The sequence below is a fragment of the Cellulomonas sp. SLBN-39 genome (assembly GCF_006715865.1).
Classification (GTDB): domain Bacteria; phylum Actinomycetota; class Actinomycetes; order Actinomycetales; family Cellulomonadaceae; genus Cellulomonas.
The window spans coordinates 2,112,094-2,126,973 of the sequence record NZ_VFOA01000001.1; the positions used below are offsets into that span (position 1 = coordinate 2,112,094).

Consider the following 14,880-nt stretch of genomic DNA (forward strand, 5'->3'; position numbering starts at 1 on the left):
CCGTCGGTGCGTCAGCGCACGTAGATGCTCTGCTGCGGCGGGGCCACGAACGGGTCGCCGAGCGCGAACGACGGGTGCGGCGGCTGGTTGTACGCCGTGTTCTGCCACGCGATCGCGACCCGGTACATCGGGTCGTGCAGGAGCGTGGGCACCCGGTACGTCGTGGCGGTCGGCGTCGCGTAGATCCGCAGCGCCGCCTCGTCGGTCCGCGCCCAGACGACCTCCTCGCGCCAGTCGCCGAGGATGTCGCCGGACAGCACCGGCGTGGCCTTCGTGCTGTTGTTCGACCGCACCGAGGCCCCGGTCAGCAGGCGTGTGTCGCCCGACGGCCCGTACTTGTCGACGCGCGTCTGGTCGAGCAGCTCGCGCACCGGGTCGCCGTCCCACCAGAGGAGGAAGTTCGTCGACGACGGCTTGCGGCCGACCGCGGCACCCGTGGCGCCGTTGCGCAGGTCGGCGTCCGCCGACGACCACGCCTCGGCCCCGGCGCTGCCGGCCCAGATGTCACCGGCGACGCCGCGGCCGTTGTCCGCGCCCGAGGCCGTCTTCCACAGGAGCTGGCCCGTGCGGGCGTCGGCCATCCACATGTTGGGCTGGCTCGTCGACTCGGTGACCTTGAAGTACTCCAGCCCCGGTCGGGACGGGACCAGGTCGCCGGCGTGGCCCGCGTCGCCGTGACCGGTGCCGTTGGACCACAGGCCGCGGCCCTGGTCGTCGATCGCTGCGGCGCCGTAGAGGATCTCGTCCTTGCCGTCCGCGTCCACGTCCGCGATCGACAGCGCGTGGTTGCCCTGGCCCGCGTACGCGCTGTTGCCCGAGCTGTTCGAGTCGAACGTCCACCGCCGCGTCAGCGCCCCGTCGCGGTAGTCCCACGCCACGACCACGGCCCGCGTGTAGTACCCGCGCGCCATGATGATCGACGGCCGCTGCCCGTCGAGGTACGCCGTGCCCGCGAGGAACCGGTCGACCCGGTTGCCGTACGAGTCGCCCCAGCTGCTGACCGTGCCGCGCGGCGGCACGTAGTCCGTCGTCGCACCGATCGCGCCGGTGTCGCCCTTGAACACGGTGAAGTACTCCGGCCCGGACAGCACGTACCCCGCGGAGTTGCGGTGCACGGCCGTCGCGCTGCCGATGACCTGGCCCGTGCCGGACCGTGTCCCGTCGGCCGTCTTCACCGCGACCTCGGCCTTGCCGTCGCCGTCGTAGTCGTAGACCTGGAACTGCGTGTAGTGCGCCCCGGCCCGGATGTTCGGGCCCAGGTCGATCCGCCACAGCCGCGTGCCGTCGATCCGGTACGCGTCCAGGTACACGTTGCCCGTCACGCCGGACTGGCTGTTGTCCTTCGCGTTGGTCGGGTCCCACTTGACCACGTAGTCGAGGTCGCCGTCGCCGTCGAGGTCACCCACGGAGCCGTCGTTGATGACGTGGTCCGCCGACGGCCGCGAGACCGGCACGTCGAGGTACCCGGCCGTGAAGTTCAGCGACGCGGCCGACGCGGCCTGCTCGGCGCCGTTCACCACCGCGCGGACCGTGTACCGGGCGGACGCCGCCGCGCCCGCGTCGAGGTAGTTCGTCGAGCCCGTGACCGGCGACGACGTCACGCGCGTGCCGTCGCGGTACACGTGGAACCCGGTGGTCCGCGCCTCGTAGCCCAGCAGGCGCCACTGCACGAGGTTGCCGCTGCCCGAGCGGACCGAGATCAGCCCGCGGTCCAGGTCCTCGAGCTGCTTGGCGCCCGCGGCCGGGGTCGTCGGGACCGACGTCGGGGCCGTGGGGGTGGGCGTCGGCGCCACCGTGGGGGTCGCGCTCGCGGTGGGCGTCGGCGACGCCGTCGGGGTCGCGGTGCGCGTCGGCGTGGGCGACGGTGTCGCCGACGGGGTCGTGGTGGGCGTCGTCGCCCCCGTGCAGGTCGTGCCGTTGACGGCGAACGACGTCGGCGTCGGGTTGCTGCCGGTGTACGTGCCGTTGAGGCCGACGGAGAACGACCCACCGGCGGCCACCGACCCGTTCCAGCCCGCGTTGCGCACGGTCACCTGGGTGCCGGACTGCGTCGCCGTGCCGTTCCACGCCTGCGTCACCTGCTGGCCGGTCGCGTACGTCCAGGTCAGCGTCCAGCCGTTCAGCGCGTCGCCGAGGTTGTCGACCTTGACCTCGGCGCCGAACCCGCCCGGCCACGTGCTGCCGACCGTGTACGTGGCACGGCACGCGACGGCCGCCGACGCCGGTGGCGCCAGCGCCACACCCACGGTCGCCACGGCGAGCGTCGCCAGCAGGGCGCTCGTCGTCCGCTTGGCTCTCATCATCGATCCCCTTCTCCCGGGTGCCCGCGCACCGGTGCGCGATGGGCGGGCTGCGCGGTGCGAGGGGCACCGCGCCCGGGGCGAACCTAGGTGGCGCACAGGTCGCCCGTGACCGGTATGAAACGATTCTCACGATCGCCGCCCGCCCGACGGGTGCCCCGGGGCATCGTCATGCGGCCCTGGCGGTGCGATGCTCGACGTGACGTCGCCGCACCGGGCTGGGGGACCCCATGCACGACTCGACCACGCACGACCGCCGCACCCACCCGCAGCGCTGGACCAGGCGCCGGGGTCTCCTCGACCGCCCGCGCCGCTGCGGTGCGCTCGCGGCGGCGCTCGCGGGGCTCGCGCTCCTTACGACGGCCGTCGGTCCCGCGCAGGCCGCTCCGACCGCGACCGGCGGGCCGGTGGTCTGCGAGGAGGACACGCCGATCGCGCACCGGCAGGTCTACGCCGACGTGCGTGTCCCCGCCGGCGGGTGGTGCACGATCGAGAAGGCCGGCATCCACGGGGACCTGCTCGTCGACCCGGGAGCCGGGGTGTACGTCGCGCGCAGCTCCGTGCTGGGCGACGTCCTCGGCGCGGGCGGCGTCGACCTCGAGTCCTCCACGGTCGCGGGTGATGTCTGGCTCGACGGGTGGCGGGAGGTCGCGACACGTCCGGCCCTGTTCGCCGCCGGACGTGCCACCGTCCGCGGGGACGTGCGGGGCCGGGGTGTCCTGTGGTTCCGGGACGTGCACGTCGAGGGTGCCGTGAACGTGACGGCGCCGCACCGCCAGTACGCCACCCGCCGGGGCTCCCTGATCACGGACTCACGCATCGACGGGTGGGTCAACCTGCCGGTGCTGGGCGCGACGGTCGTCCACGTCGCCCGGTCCGACCTGCGCAGCGGTCTGACGTTCTCGGGGTACGGCAACGGCACCGTGTGCGGGACGACGGTCGCCGACGACCTCGTCCTGCGCACGACGGGCGCCCACATCCGCGTCGGGGCCGCGCCGCGGATGTCGAACAACCGGTGCGAGGTCGGGCCCGCGGCCCAGGCCGTCACGGTCGGCGGCGACCTCCTCGTGCGCTTCGCGGGCGACCTCGTCGCGATCTCGCAGGTGCACGTGCTCGGCGACCTGCGGTGCGACGCACCGGTCAGGCTCGGGATCGTCCAGGTCGACGGCGTCCGCACCGGCACGTGCGCCGAGGCGTCACCGTGAGCGGGCGTCGGGGGCTCCGGGCGTTCCTCCTCGTCGTCGCCCTGGTGCTCGCGCCGGCGGGCGCCGCGGTGGCCGCGCCCGCACCGGGCGGGCGGTTCGTCTGCGAGGACGGCACGCGGGTCGCCCGGCAGCAGATCTACGCCGACGTGCTCGTGCCGGCCGGTGCGACGTGCCGCCTGACGAAGGTCGGGGTCCACGGCGACCTGCTCGTCGACCCCGGCGGGTCGGCCGAGGTGCGGCAGAGCTCGGTGCTCGGCGACGTCCTGACCTCGGGGTACGCGTTCTTCGCCTGGTCGACGGTCGAGGGCGACGTGTGGCTCGACGGCTGGGCGCAGACCGCCCCCGTCCACGCCGCCCTGGACGCGCACGTGTCGACGGTCCGCGGCGACGTGCGTGGCCGCGGCTCGTTGACCTTCATCGAGGCGGAGGTCGACGGCACGGTCAACGTGACGACGACGTCCCGCACGCTCGTGACGGGCAGCCGCATCGGCGGCTGGGTGAACCTGCCCGTGCTCCGCAACGCCACGGTGGACGTCTCGTGGTCGGACCTGGGCCGGGGGCTGACGTTCTCCGAGCGCGGGACCAGCAGCGTGTGCGGCACGACCGTCGCGGAGGACCTCGTCGTGCGCTCCGTCGGCGGGCGTCTGCACGTGGGTACGGCGCGGCACGCGGAGAACTCCTGCTTCGGGTACTTCGAGCCGCCCCCGGGCCACCCGCTCGAGGGCCTGGACCCGCCCGAGGGGCACGTCGTGAGGGTCGGCGGCGACGTGCGTGTCGTCGACGCCGGTCGGCTGGTCTCCGTGGACCAGGTCGTGGTGGACGGCGACCTGCGGTGCGAGGACGACGTGCGCGTCGGCGTCGTGGAGGTGGCCGGCGTCAGGACCGGGGCGTGCGCGTGACCGTGCCGCTCACGCCGGCCAGGTGGCGTCCGGGGGTGGTCGGCGCTCGTCGCGGGTGAGCCAGAGGCGGTCCACGCGCAGGCCCGCGCGCCGGGCGAGCACCGAGAGCACGTGATCGCCCGGCGGCACGTCGAGGTCCGCGAGGAGCGCCCACACCCACACCTGCGTGGTGCCGAACGTGAACAGGTCGCCGCCGGACAGCTGCTCGGACGCCGGCTGCGGGGTGCCGTCGAGCGCGAGCCAGCACGCGTCGTCGCGGTCGTGGTCGTACTTCACCAGCGCCCACACCGCGAACCGCCCGCCGTCGGTGCGCACCCGCACGTGCACGCCGGGCGCCTCGTGCGGGTCGGTCCACTCCCGTTTGGGGGCGTCGACGTGCAGGGCCAGGCCCGTGCCGCCGGCGGTCTCGGCCTGCGTGTGCACCCAGCCGGTGCGCGGGGCGTCCAGGCTCGGGGTCGTCCACGCGTCGGCGGTGCCGCGCAGCGCCCGCGCGACGTCGACGGCCAGCATGCCGTCGCGCTCGACCACCGGGCCGCTCGGCAGGGCCGCGAGCCGGTCGTGGCCGCCGTCGGGCGCCGCGGCGTACCGGGAGGGGCCGAGCGCGTCCTGCTCGACGGTCTCGTTCGGCGTGAACGTCGTCGGGCCCGCCCACATCTGCCGGCCGACGTAGACGACCGGGTGCAGCGGGACGTCCGCCGGGTCGGTGCGCAGCACGTCGCGGGCGAACGCGTCCAGGCGGGCGAGCTCGGCCTCGGCGGTCGCGAGCGGGTCCGGGTCGGGAGCGGCGGACGCGGGCCGGTCGGTGCGGGCGCTGGTCGGCGGCCCGAGGGCGGTGCGACCCCGGGCGCCGACGGCGGGGACGGTGTGCACGACCACGCGGTGCAGGCCCACCCCGGGGTCGACGGCCAGCACCCGCAGCACGTGCGGGCCGGCGTCGAGCCACGGGAGGGTGGTGCGCAGCCGCTCGACGTGCTCGACGACCGCGGTCTCCCACGTGCCCCGGTGCTCGTCGGTCGTCGGGGACTCCAGCACGACGGGCGGGCGGTCGTCGGCCTGCACCGCCACCCGCACGCGCCCGGTGGAGTCCAGCGTGGGCAGCCGGTGCAGCTCGACCTCGTGCGCGCCGGGCGTCACGAGGTGGACGTGGAAGACGAGCGCGGCCGGGTCGGCCACCCCGTCCGCGGGGGTGTCCGCGGGGGCCGTGGTCGTCGCACCGTGCGGGCCGCCCGTGCGGCGCACCTCGACGAGCGCGCCGCCGCCGCGGCCCAGCCCCGGCACGTCCTGCCACCGGGTCGTGGCGCCGTCGTGGCGCTCGTCGGCCTGCGCCGCGGGCAGGCTGAGGGCGCCGTCCGCCTCGAGCCAGCCGTCCCAGCCCGCCGGGGGAGCGGGCACGTCGAGGACCTCGACGACCACGTCGACGCGGCGTCCGTCGTGCGGCGTGCGGACGGTGACGGTCGCGGACCGACCGGTGTGCGCGGTCGCGTCGTCGACCCGCACCGCCACGCGGCGCTCGACGTCGAGGGGGCCGCCCGTCCAGTCGGTACGGACCCATCCGGCGTCCACCGTGACCTCGACGTCGAGCGTGCCCGAGCCGGCGTTGCCGACGTCGAGCCACCGGACCGCGGGACCGTGCGGGGAGAACGTCAGGCGCGGGGCGTCGACGGGACCGGGGTCGCCCCACGCCACGACCACGAGCTCCGGTGCGCCGACGCGCAGCGCCGGCCGGGCCGCGGGGAACATCGCCGTCGTCGGGGGAGGGAAGCGTTCGGGCGTGACCAGGTCCCGCCACCTGCCGCCGGCCATGACCCGGTCGTAGAAGTGCAGCAGCGCGCGCTTGTGCGCGTCGAAGGCCCGCGACAGCGCCAGGTGGTGGTCGGCGGCGCGCCACCGGCCCTGGTCGTGCGCGAGCAGCGACCGGTCGGCGTGCGCGAACTGCGCCGCCACCAGCGCGGACGCCCACACCTTGAACGCGACGAGCTGGACGAACGCGTCCCGCTCGTCGGGCGGCAGCGCGGCGTGCACGTCCGCCACCTGTGCCGCGAGCCGGTGCAGCGCGGCCACGCGCCGGGCCGCCTCGTCGCCCCACGCCGTCTGGTCGAACGCGCGCGAGGACAGGTGCTCGACCTTGCGCACGTCGGTGACCTGCGCCCACTCCTCCAGCAGGGCGGCGACCCGTTCCCCGTGCCCGCCGCTGACGTCCCGGTCCACCCACGCGGCGGTCCAGGCGCGGGGGTCCGCGGTGGGCCGGTCCTCGCCGGCGGCCTCGTGCCCGACGTCCCACGCGTACCGCAGGAAGTGCTCGACGTCCTGCTCCAGGGGCTTGAGCGCGCCCACGTTGTCGACCCAGACCTCGCGGATGCCCGCGTCCCAGGAGCGGCGCAGCTCGCGGCGCACGTGCGGGAGGGGCATGGACGAGAGGAACAGGTAGCTGCGCGGCGGCGGCGACCAGTACGAGTGGTGGAAGTACAGGCCGTGCCCGCCGCGGCGGTCCCGCTCCGCGGGCGTCGGGAAGCGGCGTACGTGGCCGAACGAGTCGTCGGACCACAGCAGCGTCACGTCGTCGGGGAGGTCGAGCCCGTCGTCGTAGAGCGGCAGGACCTCCTTGTACGGCACGAAGACCTGCGGGGCGTCGGTGGCGCGCTCCGGTCCGAGGACCTCGGCGAGCACGTCGCGCTGCGCGGCGACGACGTCCTGGAGCAGCCGCAGGCGGGCGCGGTGCTTCTCCGGCTCGGACAGGCGCGTGTCGGCGTCGACGTGCGCGGTCTCGAACCCCGAGTCGTGGATCCCGCGCATGCCGAGCGTCCACGTCACCTCGTACCCCGCGTTCTGCCGCACGCTGCCGCGCCAGTACTCGCGGAGCATCTCGCGGTTGCGGCCCGGGACCGACCAGTCGTAGACGAGGTCGCCGCCGTGCGCGGCCGCCCAGGGCTCCCACTCGTGCTGGTTGGAGCGCAGCAGCATGTCGCAGTGGCTGGTGCCGACGACGACGCCGCGCTCGTGCGCCAGCCGGCCGTTCTCGGGGTCGGCGTTGAACGCGTTGACGTGCATCGCCGGCCACAGGTAGTTGCCGCCCAGGCGCAGCAGCAGCTCGCAGACGCGGGCGTACGTGGCGGGGCCGATCGTGCCGTCGTCGGTGTGCCGGCGGGCCCAGGCCTCGAGCTGCTCCTCGTCGTTGAGGAAGATCCCGCGGTACCGCACCGACGGGTGGTCGGCCACGTGCAGGTCGTGCGGCACGGTCACGTGCGGCCGCCGGCGCACGGGCACGTCCGCCCACCAGTGCCACGGCGAGACGCCCATCGCCTCGCACAGCGCGTACACGCCGTAGACGGTGCCGCGGCGGTCGGCGCCGACCACCCAGAGCCGTCCGTCGGCGACCTGCAGCGTGTACGCCTCCCAGCGGGGGGCTCCGTCGGCGGTGCGCAGCGGGTCCAGGTCGAGCAGGTCGGCGGCGTCGTCGACGAGCGCGCTGGTGCCGAGCGTGCCGACGACGACCTGCGCCCCGGCGACGGCCGCGGTGCGGGTCGTCGCGACGTCCGCGACGCGGGCGACGTCGGCGAGCAGGTCGTCGACGGCCAGGTGCACCGCCGGGGTCTCGGCCGCGTCGACGGCCACGTGGGTGCGTCGGCCGGGGGCGGCGACGCGCACCCCGTCGGTGGTGGGCAGCAGGCGGGGCAGACGGGGCACGCGGGGACTCCTTCGTCCGGGGCGTCGTGCGGGTCGGGACGGGCGGGCCCGGGGGAGTGCCGGGCCCGCCCGGACGGTCAGGGCAGGCGCACGTGCTGCGGGCCCAGCGACGCGACGTCGTTGACGCCCAGCAGCGCCATGGTGCGGCGCACCTCGCGCTCGAGGATCTGCACGGCGCGGTCCACGCCCCGCTCCCCGCCGGCCATGAGGCCGTACAGGTACGCCCGTCCGACGAGCGTGGCCCGGGCGCCCAGCGCGAGCGCCGCGACGACGTCCGACCCGTGCGTGATGCCCGTGTCGACCCACACCTCGGTGCGGTCGCCGACGGCCTCGACGACGTCGGGCAGCAGGCGCAGCGGCACGGGCGCCTTGTCGAGCTGACGCCCGCCGTGGTTCGACAGGACGACCGCGTCGGCCCCGGCGTCGGTGACGCGCCGGGCGTCCTCGACCGTCTGCACGCCCTTGATGATGAGCGGGCCGTCCCACGACGCGCGCAGCCACTCCAGGTCGGCGATCGTCATGGTCGGGTCGAACAGCTTGTCGAGCAGGTCGGCGACGGTGCCGCCCCACGAGCTCAGCGACGCGAACTGCAGCGGCTCGGTGGTGAGCAGGTTCATCCACCAGGCGGGGTGCATGCCGGCGTCCACCACGGTCTTGAGCGTGAGCGCGGGCGGGATGGAGAACCCGTTGCGGGTGTCGCGCAGGCGGGCGCCGGCGACGGGCACGTCGACGGTGAGCATGAGGGCCTCGTACCCGGCGGCCTTGGCCCGGGCCATGAGGTCCTCGCCGGCGGCGCGGTCCTTCCACACGTACAGCTGGAACCACCTGCGCGCGTCGGGCGCGGCGGCGGCGACGTCCTCGATGGACGTGGTGCCCATGGTCGACAGCGCGTAGGGGATGCCGCGGCGCTGCGCCACCCGCACGACCGCACGCTCGCCCTCGTGGTGCATCATCCGCGTGAAGCCGGTGGGGGCGAACCCGAACGGCAGCGCGGAGGGGCGGCCGAGGTACTGCGTCGTGGTGTCGACGTGCGAGACGTCGTGCAGCACGGACGGGCGCAGCTCGAGGTCGCGGAACAGGCGGCGCGCGCGGCGCAGCGTGACCTCGCCCTCGGCGGCGCCGTCGGTGTAGTCGAAGACCGACCGCGGGGTGCGGCGCTGGGCCACGCGTCGCAGGTCGGCGACGGTCAGGGCGTCCTCGAGGCGCCGGGCGGTCGGGTCGAGCCGGAGCGGCCTGGGCTGCAGCAACGGTTGCAGCTCGGACCACCTGGGCAGCTGGCGTCGGGTCACGTCACGGTCCCCTCGGTGCGCGTCGTCGGGCGGAGGTTGCCCCTGGGGGCCACAGGATTGTAACGTTTCATCGCGAGGCGTTGACACCCCGTCCAGGGCGCACCTAGCGTGCGGAATGCGCTTTCACCCCCGAGCAAGGAGGCTCATCGCAATGAAGCGACCCGTCCTGAAGGCAGCGACCGTCGTCGCCGTCGCCGCACTCGGCCTCGCGGCCTGCAGCAGCGGTGAGACCGGCACCAGCGGCGCCGGCGTCGACGACGACACCCCGGTCACCATCGACTTCACGTGGTGGGGGAACGACGACCGCGCCGAGCGGTACAACGAGGCCCTCGAGCTGTTCTCCGAGCAGTACCCGAACATCACGGTCAACGGCACGTTCGCCGCGTTCCCCGACTACTGGACGCAGCGCTCCACCGAGGCGGCCGGGCGCAACCTGCCCGACGTCATGCAGTTCGACCTGTCGTACCTGCGCGAGTTCAACCAGAGCGGCCAGCTCCTCGACCTCCAGGAGCTCGTCGACGACGGCACCATCGACACCTCGGGCTTCGACCCGACGCTCCTCGAGGCGGGCGTGCTCGACGGCAAGACCATCGGCATCCCGACGTCGACCAACACGCTCGGCATGTTCTACAACCCCGAGCTCCTCGAGCAGACCGGCACGGAGTTCCCCGACGCCGAGACGTACACCTTCGACGACTACAACGACTTCATCGCCGAGGTCGCGGCCGCCGGCGAGCAGACCGCCGACGGCTACGACATCTACGGCGCGGGCGACTACACCGGCACGTTCTGGTTCTTCATCCAGTGGCTGCTCCAGAAGGGCGTCACGCCCTTCGAGGAGGACGGCACCCTCGGGTTCGACGAGGCCGACGTCGTGGAGTTCCTCGACCTCACCGCCGACCTGCGCGAGGCCGGGGCGACCTACCCCGTCGAGCGCGGTGTCGCGCTCAAGCCGCTCGGCGGGTTCACGGCCAACGAGTCCGCGTCCGAGATGAGCTGGGACAACTTCCTCGCCGGCTACGTCGCGGACTCGGGCACCGAGACCATCGAGATCACGCAGATCCCGTCCATCGAGCCCGGTGACAAGGCCCTGTTCTTCAAGCCGTCGATGCTCTACTCCATCGGCGCGAACACCGAGGCCGCCGCCGCCTCCGCCACGCTGGTGAACTTCCTGCTCACCGACCCCGAGGTCGGCCGCATCTTCGGCACCTCCAAGGGCGTCCCGGCCGACGCCGACCAGCGCGCCGCCGTCGAGACCGAGGAGGGCTCGGTCGACGCGAAGGTCATCGCGTACGAGGAGGCCGTGGCCGACCAGGTCACCGAGACGACCCCGATCCCCGTCAAGGGCTTCGGCACCATCGAGGCCAAGTGGCTCGAGCTCGGCGAGAACCTGGGCTACGGCACCATCACCCCGGAGCAGTTCGCCGAGGAGTGGTTCGCCGAGGCCGACCTCGCGATCATGTGACACCCGGTGCGGCCCGGGCGACGCCGCCCGGGCCGCACCCCCGGACCGATCGGACACCACCGTGACCCTCACCGCCGAGGCGCCCACGACCGGGACGCCCGCGTCCCGGACCGGCATGCGCCGTCGCCGAGCCGCCGAGACCCGCGCCGGCTACGCCTTCCTCAGCCCCTGGCTCGTCGGGTTCTTCCTGCTCACCGCCGGCCCGATGCTCGCCTCGCTCTACCTGGCGTTCACCAACTACAACCTGTTCAACGCCCCGGAGTGGGTCGGGCTGGACAACTTCGTCCGCCTCTTCCAGGACCCGAACTACATCCAGGCGTGGAAGGTCACGGGCACGTACGTGCTGCTCGGCACCCCGCTGAAGCTGATCTCCGCGCTCGCGGTGGCCATGCTCCTCAACAACAGCCGCCGCGGCCAGGGCTTCTACCGGTCGGCGTTCTACGCCCCGTCCCTCATCGGCGCCAGCGTCTCGATCGCCATCGTCTGGAAGGCGATGTTCATCGACAACGGCATCGTCGACCAGGTCGGCCAGGTGCTCGGCCTGCCGGCCGGCGGCTGGGTGGGCGACCCCTCGCGCACCATGCCGATGCTCGTCCTGCTGACCGTGTGGCAGTTCGGCGCACCGATGGTCATCTTCCTCGCGGGCCTCAAGCAGGTCCCGACCGAGCTCTACGAGGCCGCGTCGGTCGACGGCGCCGGCCCGGTGCGCAAGTTCGTCAAGATCACGCTGCCGATGCTCTCGCCGGTGCTGTTCTTCAACCTGCTGCTCGAGACCATCCACGCGTTCCAGATCTTCGCGTCCGCGTTCATCATCTCGTCCGGCACGGGCGGGCCCGCGCGCTCGACGCTCTTCTACACGCTGTACCTGTACTTCCGCGGCTTCCGGGACTTCCAGATGGGCTACGCCTCGGCGATGGCCTGGATCCTCGTGCTCGTCGTCGGTGCCATCAGCTTCGTCCTGTTCCGCACCCAGAACCGGTGGGTGCACTACTCCGGGGAGGGCAAGTGAGCCCCACGACGACGGCGGACGCGCCGACCGTGACCGACCGCCCGCACGTCCCGAGCGAGGCCGACTCGGTCGCGCTGCGCCGACGCCACGTGGCCGCGCGCCGGGTGCGGTCGGTGGTCTTCCACACCGTCTCGCTCGCCGTCGTGGCGGTGATCCTCTACCCGGCCGTCTGGATGGGTGTCTCCACGCTCAAGCCCAGCGCCGAGATCATCGGCTCCGTCTCGCTCATCCCGACCAACCCGTCGTTCGACAACTTCGTCACGGCGTTCGAAGGCATCGCGGGCGTCTCGTTCTGGACGTTCTTCCTCAACTCGCTGCTGCTGGCGGTCGGGTCCGTCGTGGGCATCACCATCTCGTGCTCGGTGAGCGCCTACGCGTTCGCCCGCATCGAGTTCCCCGGGCGCAACGTGTTCTTCGCGCTCATGATCGGCACGCTGCTGCTGCCGTTCCACGTCGTGATCATCCCGCAGTACATCGTGTTCAACCAGCTCGGCCTGGTCGGCACGTACGTGCCGCTGCTCATCGGCAAGTTCCTCGCCTCCGAGGCGTTCTTCGTCTTCCTCATGGTCCAGTTCATGCGCAACCTGCCGCGCGAGCTCGACGAGGCGGCGCGCATCGACGGCGCCGGGCACGTGCGGATCTTCGGGTCGATCATGCTGCCGCTCATGAAGCCCGCGCTCGTGACGAGCTCGATCTTCGCGTTCATCTGGTCGTGGAACGACTTCTTCGGGCCGCTGATCTACCTGTCGTCGCCGAGCACGTTCCCGCTGCCGCTGGCGCTGCGCCTGTTCGTCGACCAGACCACCACGTCGGACTACGGCGCCCAGATGGCCATGGCCGTCCTCGCGCTGCTGCCCGTCCTGCTGTTCTTCCTGGTGTTCCAGCGCTACCTCGTCGAGGGTGTCGCGACCCAGGGCCTCAAGGGCTGACACCCCCCGCACGGACGGCCGGCCCGGGTGCGTGGTGGCACCCCGGCCGGCCGTCGCGCGCCCCGCCGTCGTCGACCGTGTGAGGCTGTGACCATGAGCGATCCCGAGGACCGCGAGCCCGACGCCCCGCGTGCCCCCACGCCGCCCGAGCTGCGGCCCGCGTTCGGCGGCGGACGCTTCGGGCTGTTCAGCGAGGTGCTGCTGGTGGGTCTCGGCGTCTCCGTGCTCGCGCTGCCCGTGGTGACGACCCTGCCCGCGCTGGCCGCGGGCGCGGCGCACGTGCGCCGCCACCTGAACGGCGAGACGGACCGCGTCGTGGACCTCTGGCACGACTTCGTCGCGACGCTGCGCGGCGTGTGGCCCTACGCCCTCGGCTCGGTGCTGCTGCTGGTGCTGCTGTGGTTCAACCTGGCGCTGGCGAGCACCGGCGACCTGCCCGGCGGCACCGGTGTGCGCGTGGTGTCGACGCTCGTGGCGGTGATGCTCGTCGTCGTGCTGCTGCGCGCGTCCGGCGGCTGGTCCCGGGGCGCCGTGTGGCGCGACGTCATGCGCGACGCCGGACGCCGCACGGGCGACGACCTGGTCGGCAGCGGGCTGCTGCTCGTGGCCGTCGGCCTGTGCGGCGTCATCGTGTGGATGCTCGCGCCCCTGGCCGTGCTGGTGCCGGGGCTGCTCGCCCTGGCGGTGGTGGCGGTCGAGCACCGCGCCCGGGCCCGTCAGGTGCCACCGGCCCCCTGACGGGCCCGGGCGCGGGCGGGTCAGCGGCGGGTCACAGCGGCCACGGCCCCAGCCGCCCCCACGCGACGAGCGCGGCGAGCAGCAGGAGGACGAGGCTCGGCACCGCGCCCGGGTTCTCGCCGCGGCGCAGGTGCAGCACCACGGCACCGGCCATCGTGACGGCGAGCCCGACCGCGGCCAGGGGCGTGAGCACGGTCGCGATGCCGGTCAGTCCCGGCAGCACCAGGCCGAGGGCGCCGAGCACCTCGACGGCGCCGAGCGCCCGCAGGGCGGGCGTGGACCAGCCGGCGCTCCACGGCAGGGCCGTGGCGAGCGCGTCCTTGGGCCGGGTGAGCTTCATGCCGCCGGCGGCGAGGAAGGCGAGGGCGAGCAGGGCCTGGACGACCCAGAGGGCGACGTGCACGGGGGGCTCCTTCGGGAGGTGCGGTCGGGGGAGGAGCGGTCAGAGGGTGACGACGACCTTGCCGCGGGTGTGGCCCTGCTGGACGTACGCGTGCGCGTCGGCGACCGCGTCGAGGCCGAACGTGCGCTCGACGCGGGGCGTGTACGCGCCCTGCTCGCCGAGCGCCGCGGCGGCCGCGAGCTGCGCGGAGTCGTTCTGGGCGCTGACCAGCTGCGCCCCGAGCGACGGGGCGCTGTAGTCGGCGACCGTGACGACGCGGGAGGCGTCCCCGACGATCGCGACCAGCTCGGCCAGCGAGCCCGAGCCGGCGGTGTCGAACACCGCGTCGACGCCCTGCGGCGCGACCTGCGCGAGGCGGTCGGCCAGGCCCTCGCCGTAGGTGGTGGGCACGGCGCCGAGCTCGCGCAGGAAGTCGTGGTTGCGCTCGCTGGCGGTGCCGACGACCGTCGCGCCGCGGGCGACGGCGATCTCGACGGCTGCGCTGCCCACGCCGCCGGCGGCGCCCTCGACCAGCAGCGTCCGGCCCGCGAGGTCCCCGAGCGCGTCGAGGGCGGCGGTGGCCGTGGCGGTCGCGAGCCCGGCCGCGGCGGCCTGCTCCAGGGTCCAGGTGGACGGGACGGGGGCGAACGCCGACAGCACGGCGAGCTCGGCGGTGGCGCCGCCGAGGCCGCCCAGGCCCCACACGCGGTCGCCGACCTGCACGCCGGTGACGCCCTCGCCGACCTCGTCGACGACGCCGGCGGCGTCCCGCCCGGGGATCGCGGGGAACGTCACGGGCATCGCGTCCTTGAGGTACCCGGCGCGGACCTTCCAGTCGATCGGGTTGACGCTGGCCGCGGCGACGCGGACACGGACCTCGCCCGCACCGGCGTGGGGCTCGGGGGCGTCCTCGACGACCAGGACCTCGGTGCCGCCGTACTCGTGGAAGCGTGCTGCGCGCATGGGTTCCTCCTGGGTGA

The 14,880-nt window shown here is 74.0% G+C and carries 11 protein-coding genes; 6 read left to right on the forward strand and 5 right to left on the reverse strand.

The features are described 5' to 3' along the window. Window positions 1-11: 11 nt before the first annotated feature. A complete protein-coding gene (locus tag FBY24_RS09845; protein WP_142160195.1) occupies window positions 12-2,300 on the reverse strand; it encodes a cellulose binding domain-containing protein in 2,289 nt (762 codons plus the stop codon). Window positions 2,301-2,530: 230 nt separating this feature from the next. Between FBY24_RS09845 and FBY24_RS09850 the strand changes: the two genes are divergently transcribed. After that, window positions 2,531-3,505 (forward strand): hypothetical protein, encoded by a 975-nt coding sequence (locus tag FBY24_RS09850; protein ID WP_142160197.1) that lies wholly within the window; start codon window positions 2,531-2,533, stop codon window positions 3,503-3,505. After that, window positions 3,502-4,404, forward strand: a complete 903-nt coding sequence (locus FBY24_RS09855) for a hypothetical protein (RefSeq protein ID WP_142160199.1) — start codon at window positions 3,502-3,504, stop codon at window positions 4,402-4,404. Before FBY24_RS09850 ends, FBY24_RS09855 begins: the two co-directional genes overlap by 4 nt. Window positions 4,405-4,413: 9 nt before the next feature. Here the strand turns inward: FBY24_RS09855 and FBY24_RS09860 are convergent, their stop codons facing one another. Next, complete coding sequence (locus tag FBY24_RS09860) at window positions 4,414-8,088, reverse strand: glycosyl hydrolase 115 family protein (RefSeq protein ID WP_142160203.1); 3,675 nt, start codon at window positions 8,086-8,088, stop codon at window positions 4,414-4,416. Between the two features lie 77 nt (window positions 8,089-8,165). Further along, complete coding sequence (locus FBY24_RS09865; RefSeq protein WP_142160204.1) at window positions 8,166-9,377, reverse strand: alpha-hydroxy acid oxidase; 1,212 nt, start codon at window positions 9,375-9,377, stop codon at window positions 8,166-8,168. Between the two features lie 151 nt (window positions 9,378-9,528). Between FBY24_RS09865 and FBY24_RS09870 the strand changes: the two genes are divergently transcribed. The 4 genes from FBY24_RS09870 to FBY24_RS09885 all read left to right on the forward strand — a co-directional run bounded on the left by FBY24_RS09870 (window position 9,529) and on the right by FBY24_RS09885 (window position 13,518). Next, window positions 9,529-10,842, forward strand: coding sequence for an ABC transporter substrate-binding protein (locus tag FBY24_RS09870; protein WP_142160206.1), 1,314 nt, complete (start codon window positions 9,529-9,531; stop codon window positions 10,840-10,842). A 115-nt stretch (window positions 10,843-10,957) separates the two neighbouring features. Then, window positions 10,958-11,851 carry a carbohydrate ABC transporter permease gene (locus FBY24_RS09875; protein ID WP_140458382.1) on the forward strand — a complete coding sequence of 298 codons (894 nt, stop codon included), beginning with the start codon at window positions 10,958-10,960 and terminating at the stop codon, window positions 11,849-11,851. Then, window positions 11,848-12,780, forward strand: coding sequence for a carbohydrate ABC transporter permease (locus FBY24_RS09880; RefSeq protein ID WP_370510979.1), 933 nt, complete (start codon window positions 11,848-11,850; stop codon window positions 12,778-12,780). The genes FBY24_RS09875 and FBY24_RS09880 overlap by 4 nt, the downstream gene beginning before the upstream one ends. A gap of 93 nt (window positions 12,781-12,873) precedes the next feature. Next, window positions 12,874-13,518: a hypothetical protein gene (locus FBY24_RS09885; RefSeq protein WP_255432325.1), complete on the forward strand. Its 645-nt coding sequence runs from the start codon at window positions 12,874-12,876 to the stop codon at window positions 13,516-13,518. A gap of 31 nt (window positions 13,519-13,549) precedes the next feature. On the opposite strand, the gene FBY24_RS09890 is transcribed toward FBY24_RS09885, so the two are convergent. Together FBY24_RS09890 and FBY24_RS09895 are read right to left on the reverse strand one after the other, a co-directional pair. Continuing rightward, a complete protein-coding gene (locus FBY24_RS09890) occupies window positions 13,550-13,921 on the reverse strand; it encodes a DoxX family protein (protein ID WP_142160208.1) in 372 nt (123 codons plus the stop codon). Between the two features lie 39 nt (window positions 13,922-13,960). Beyond that, window positions 13,961-14,863 (reverse strand): NADP-dependent oxidoreductase, encoded by a 903-nt coding sequence (locus FBY24_RS09895; protein WP_142160210.1) that lies wholly within the window; start codon window positions 14,861-14,863, stop codon window positions 13,961-13,963. Window positions 14,864-14,880 lie beyond the last annotated feature (17 nt).

Excerpts from the sequence above, each read along its gene's own strand:
- FBY24_RS09845 (WP_142160195.1), bottom strand. The coding sequence starts at position 2,300 with ATGAGAGCCAAGCGGACGACGAGCGCCCTGCTGGCGACGCTCGCCGTG.
- FBY24_RS09850 (WP_142160197.1), top strand. The coding sequence starts at position 2,531 with ATGCACGACTCGACCACGCACGACCGCCGCACCCACCCGCAGCGCTGG.
- FBY24_RS09870 (WP_142160206.1), top strand. The coding sequence starts at position 9,529 with ATGAAGCGACCCGTCCTGAAGGCAGCGACCGTCGTCGCCGTCGCCGCA.
- FBY24_RS09875 (WP_140458382.1), top strand. The coding sequence starts at position 10,958 with ATGCGCCGTCGCCGAGCCGCCGAGACCCGCGCCGGCTACGCCTTCCTC.
- FBY24_RS09885 (WP_255432325.1), top strand. The coding sequence starts at position 12,874 with ATGAGCGATCCCGAGGACCGCGAGCCCGACGCCCCGCGTGCCCCCACG.
- FBY24_RS09895 (WP_142160210.1), bottom strand. The coding sequence starts at position 14,863 with ATGCGCGCAGCACGCTTCCACGAGTACGGCGGCACCGAGGTCCTGGTC.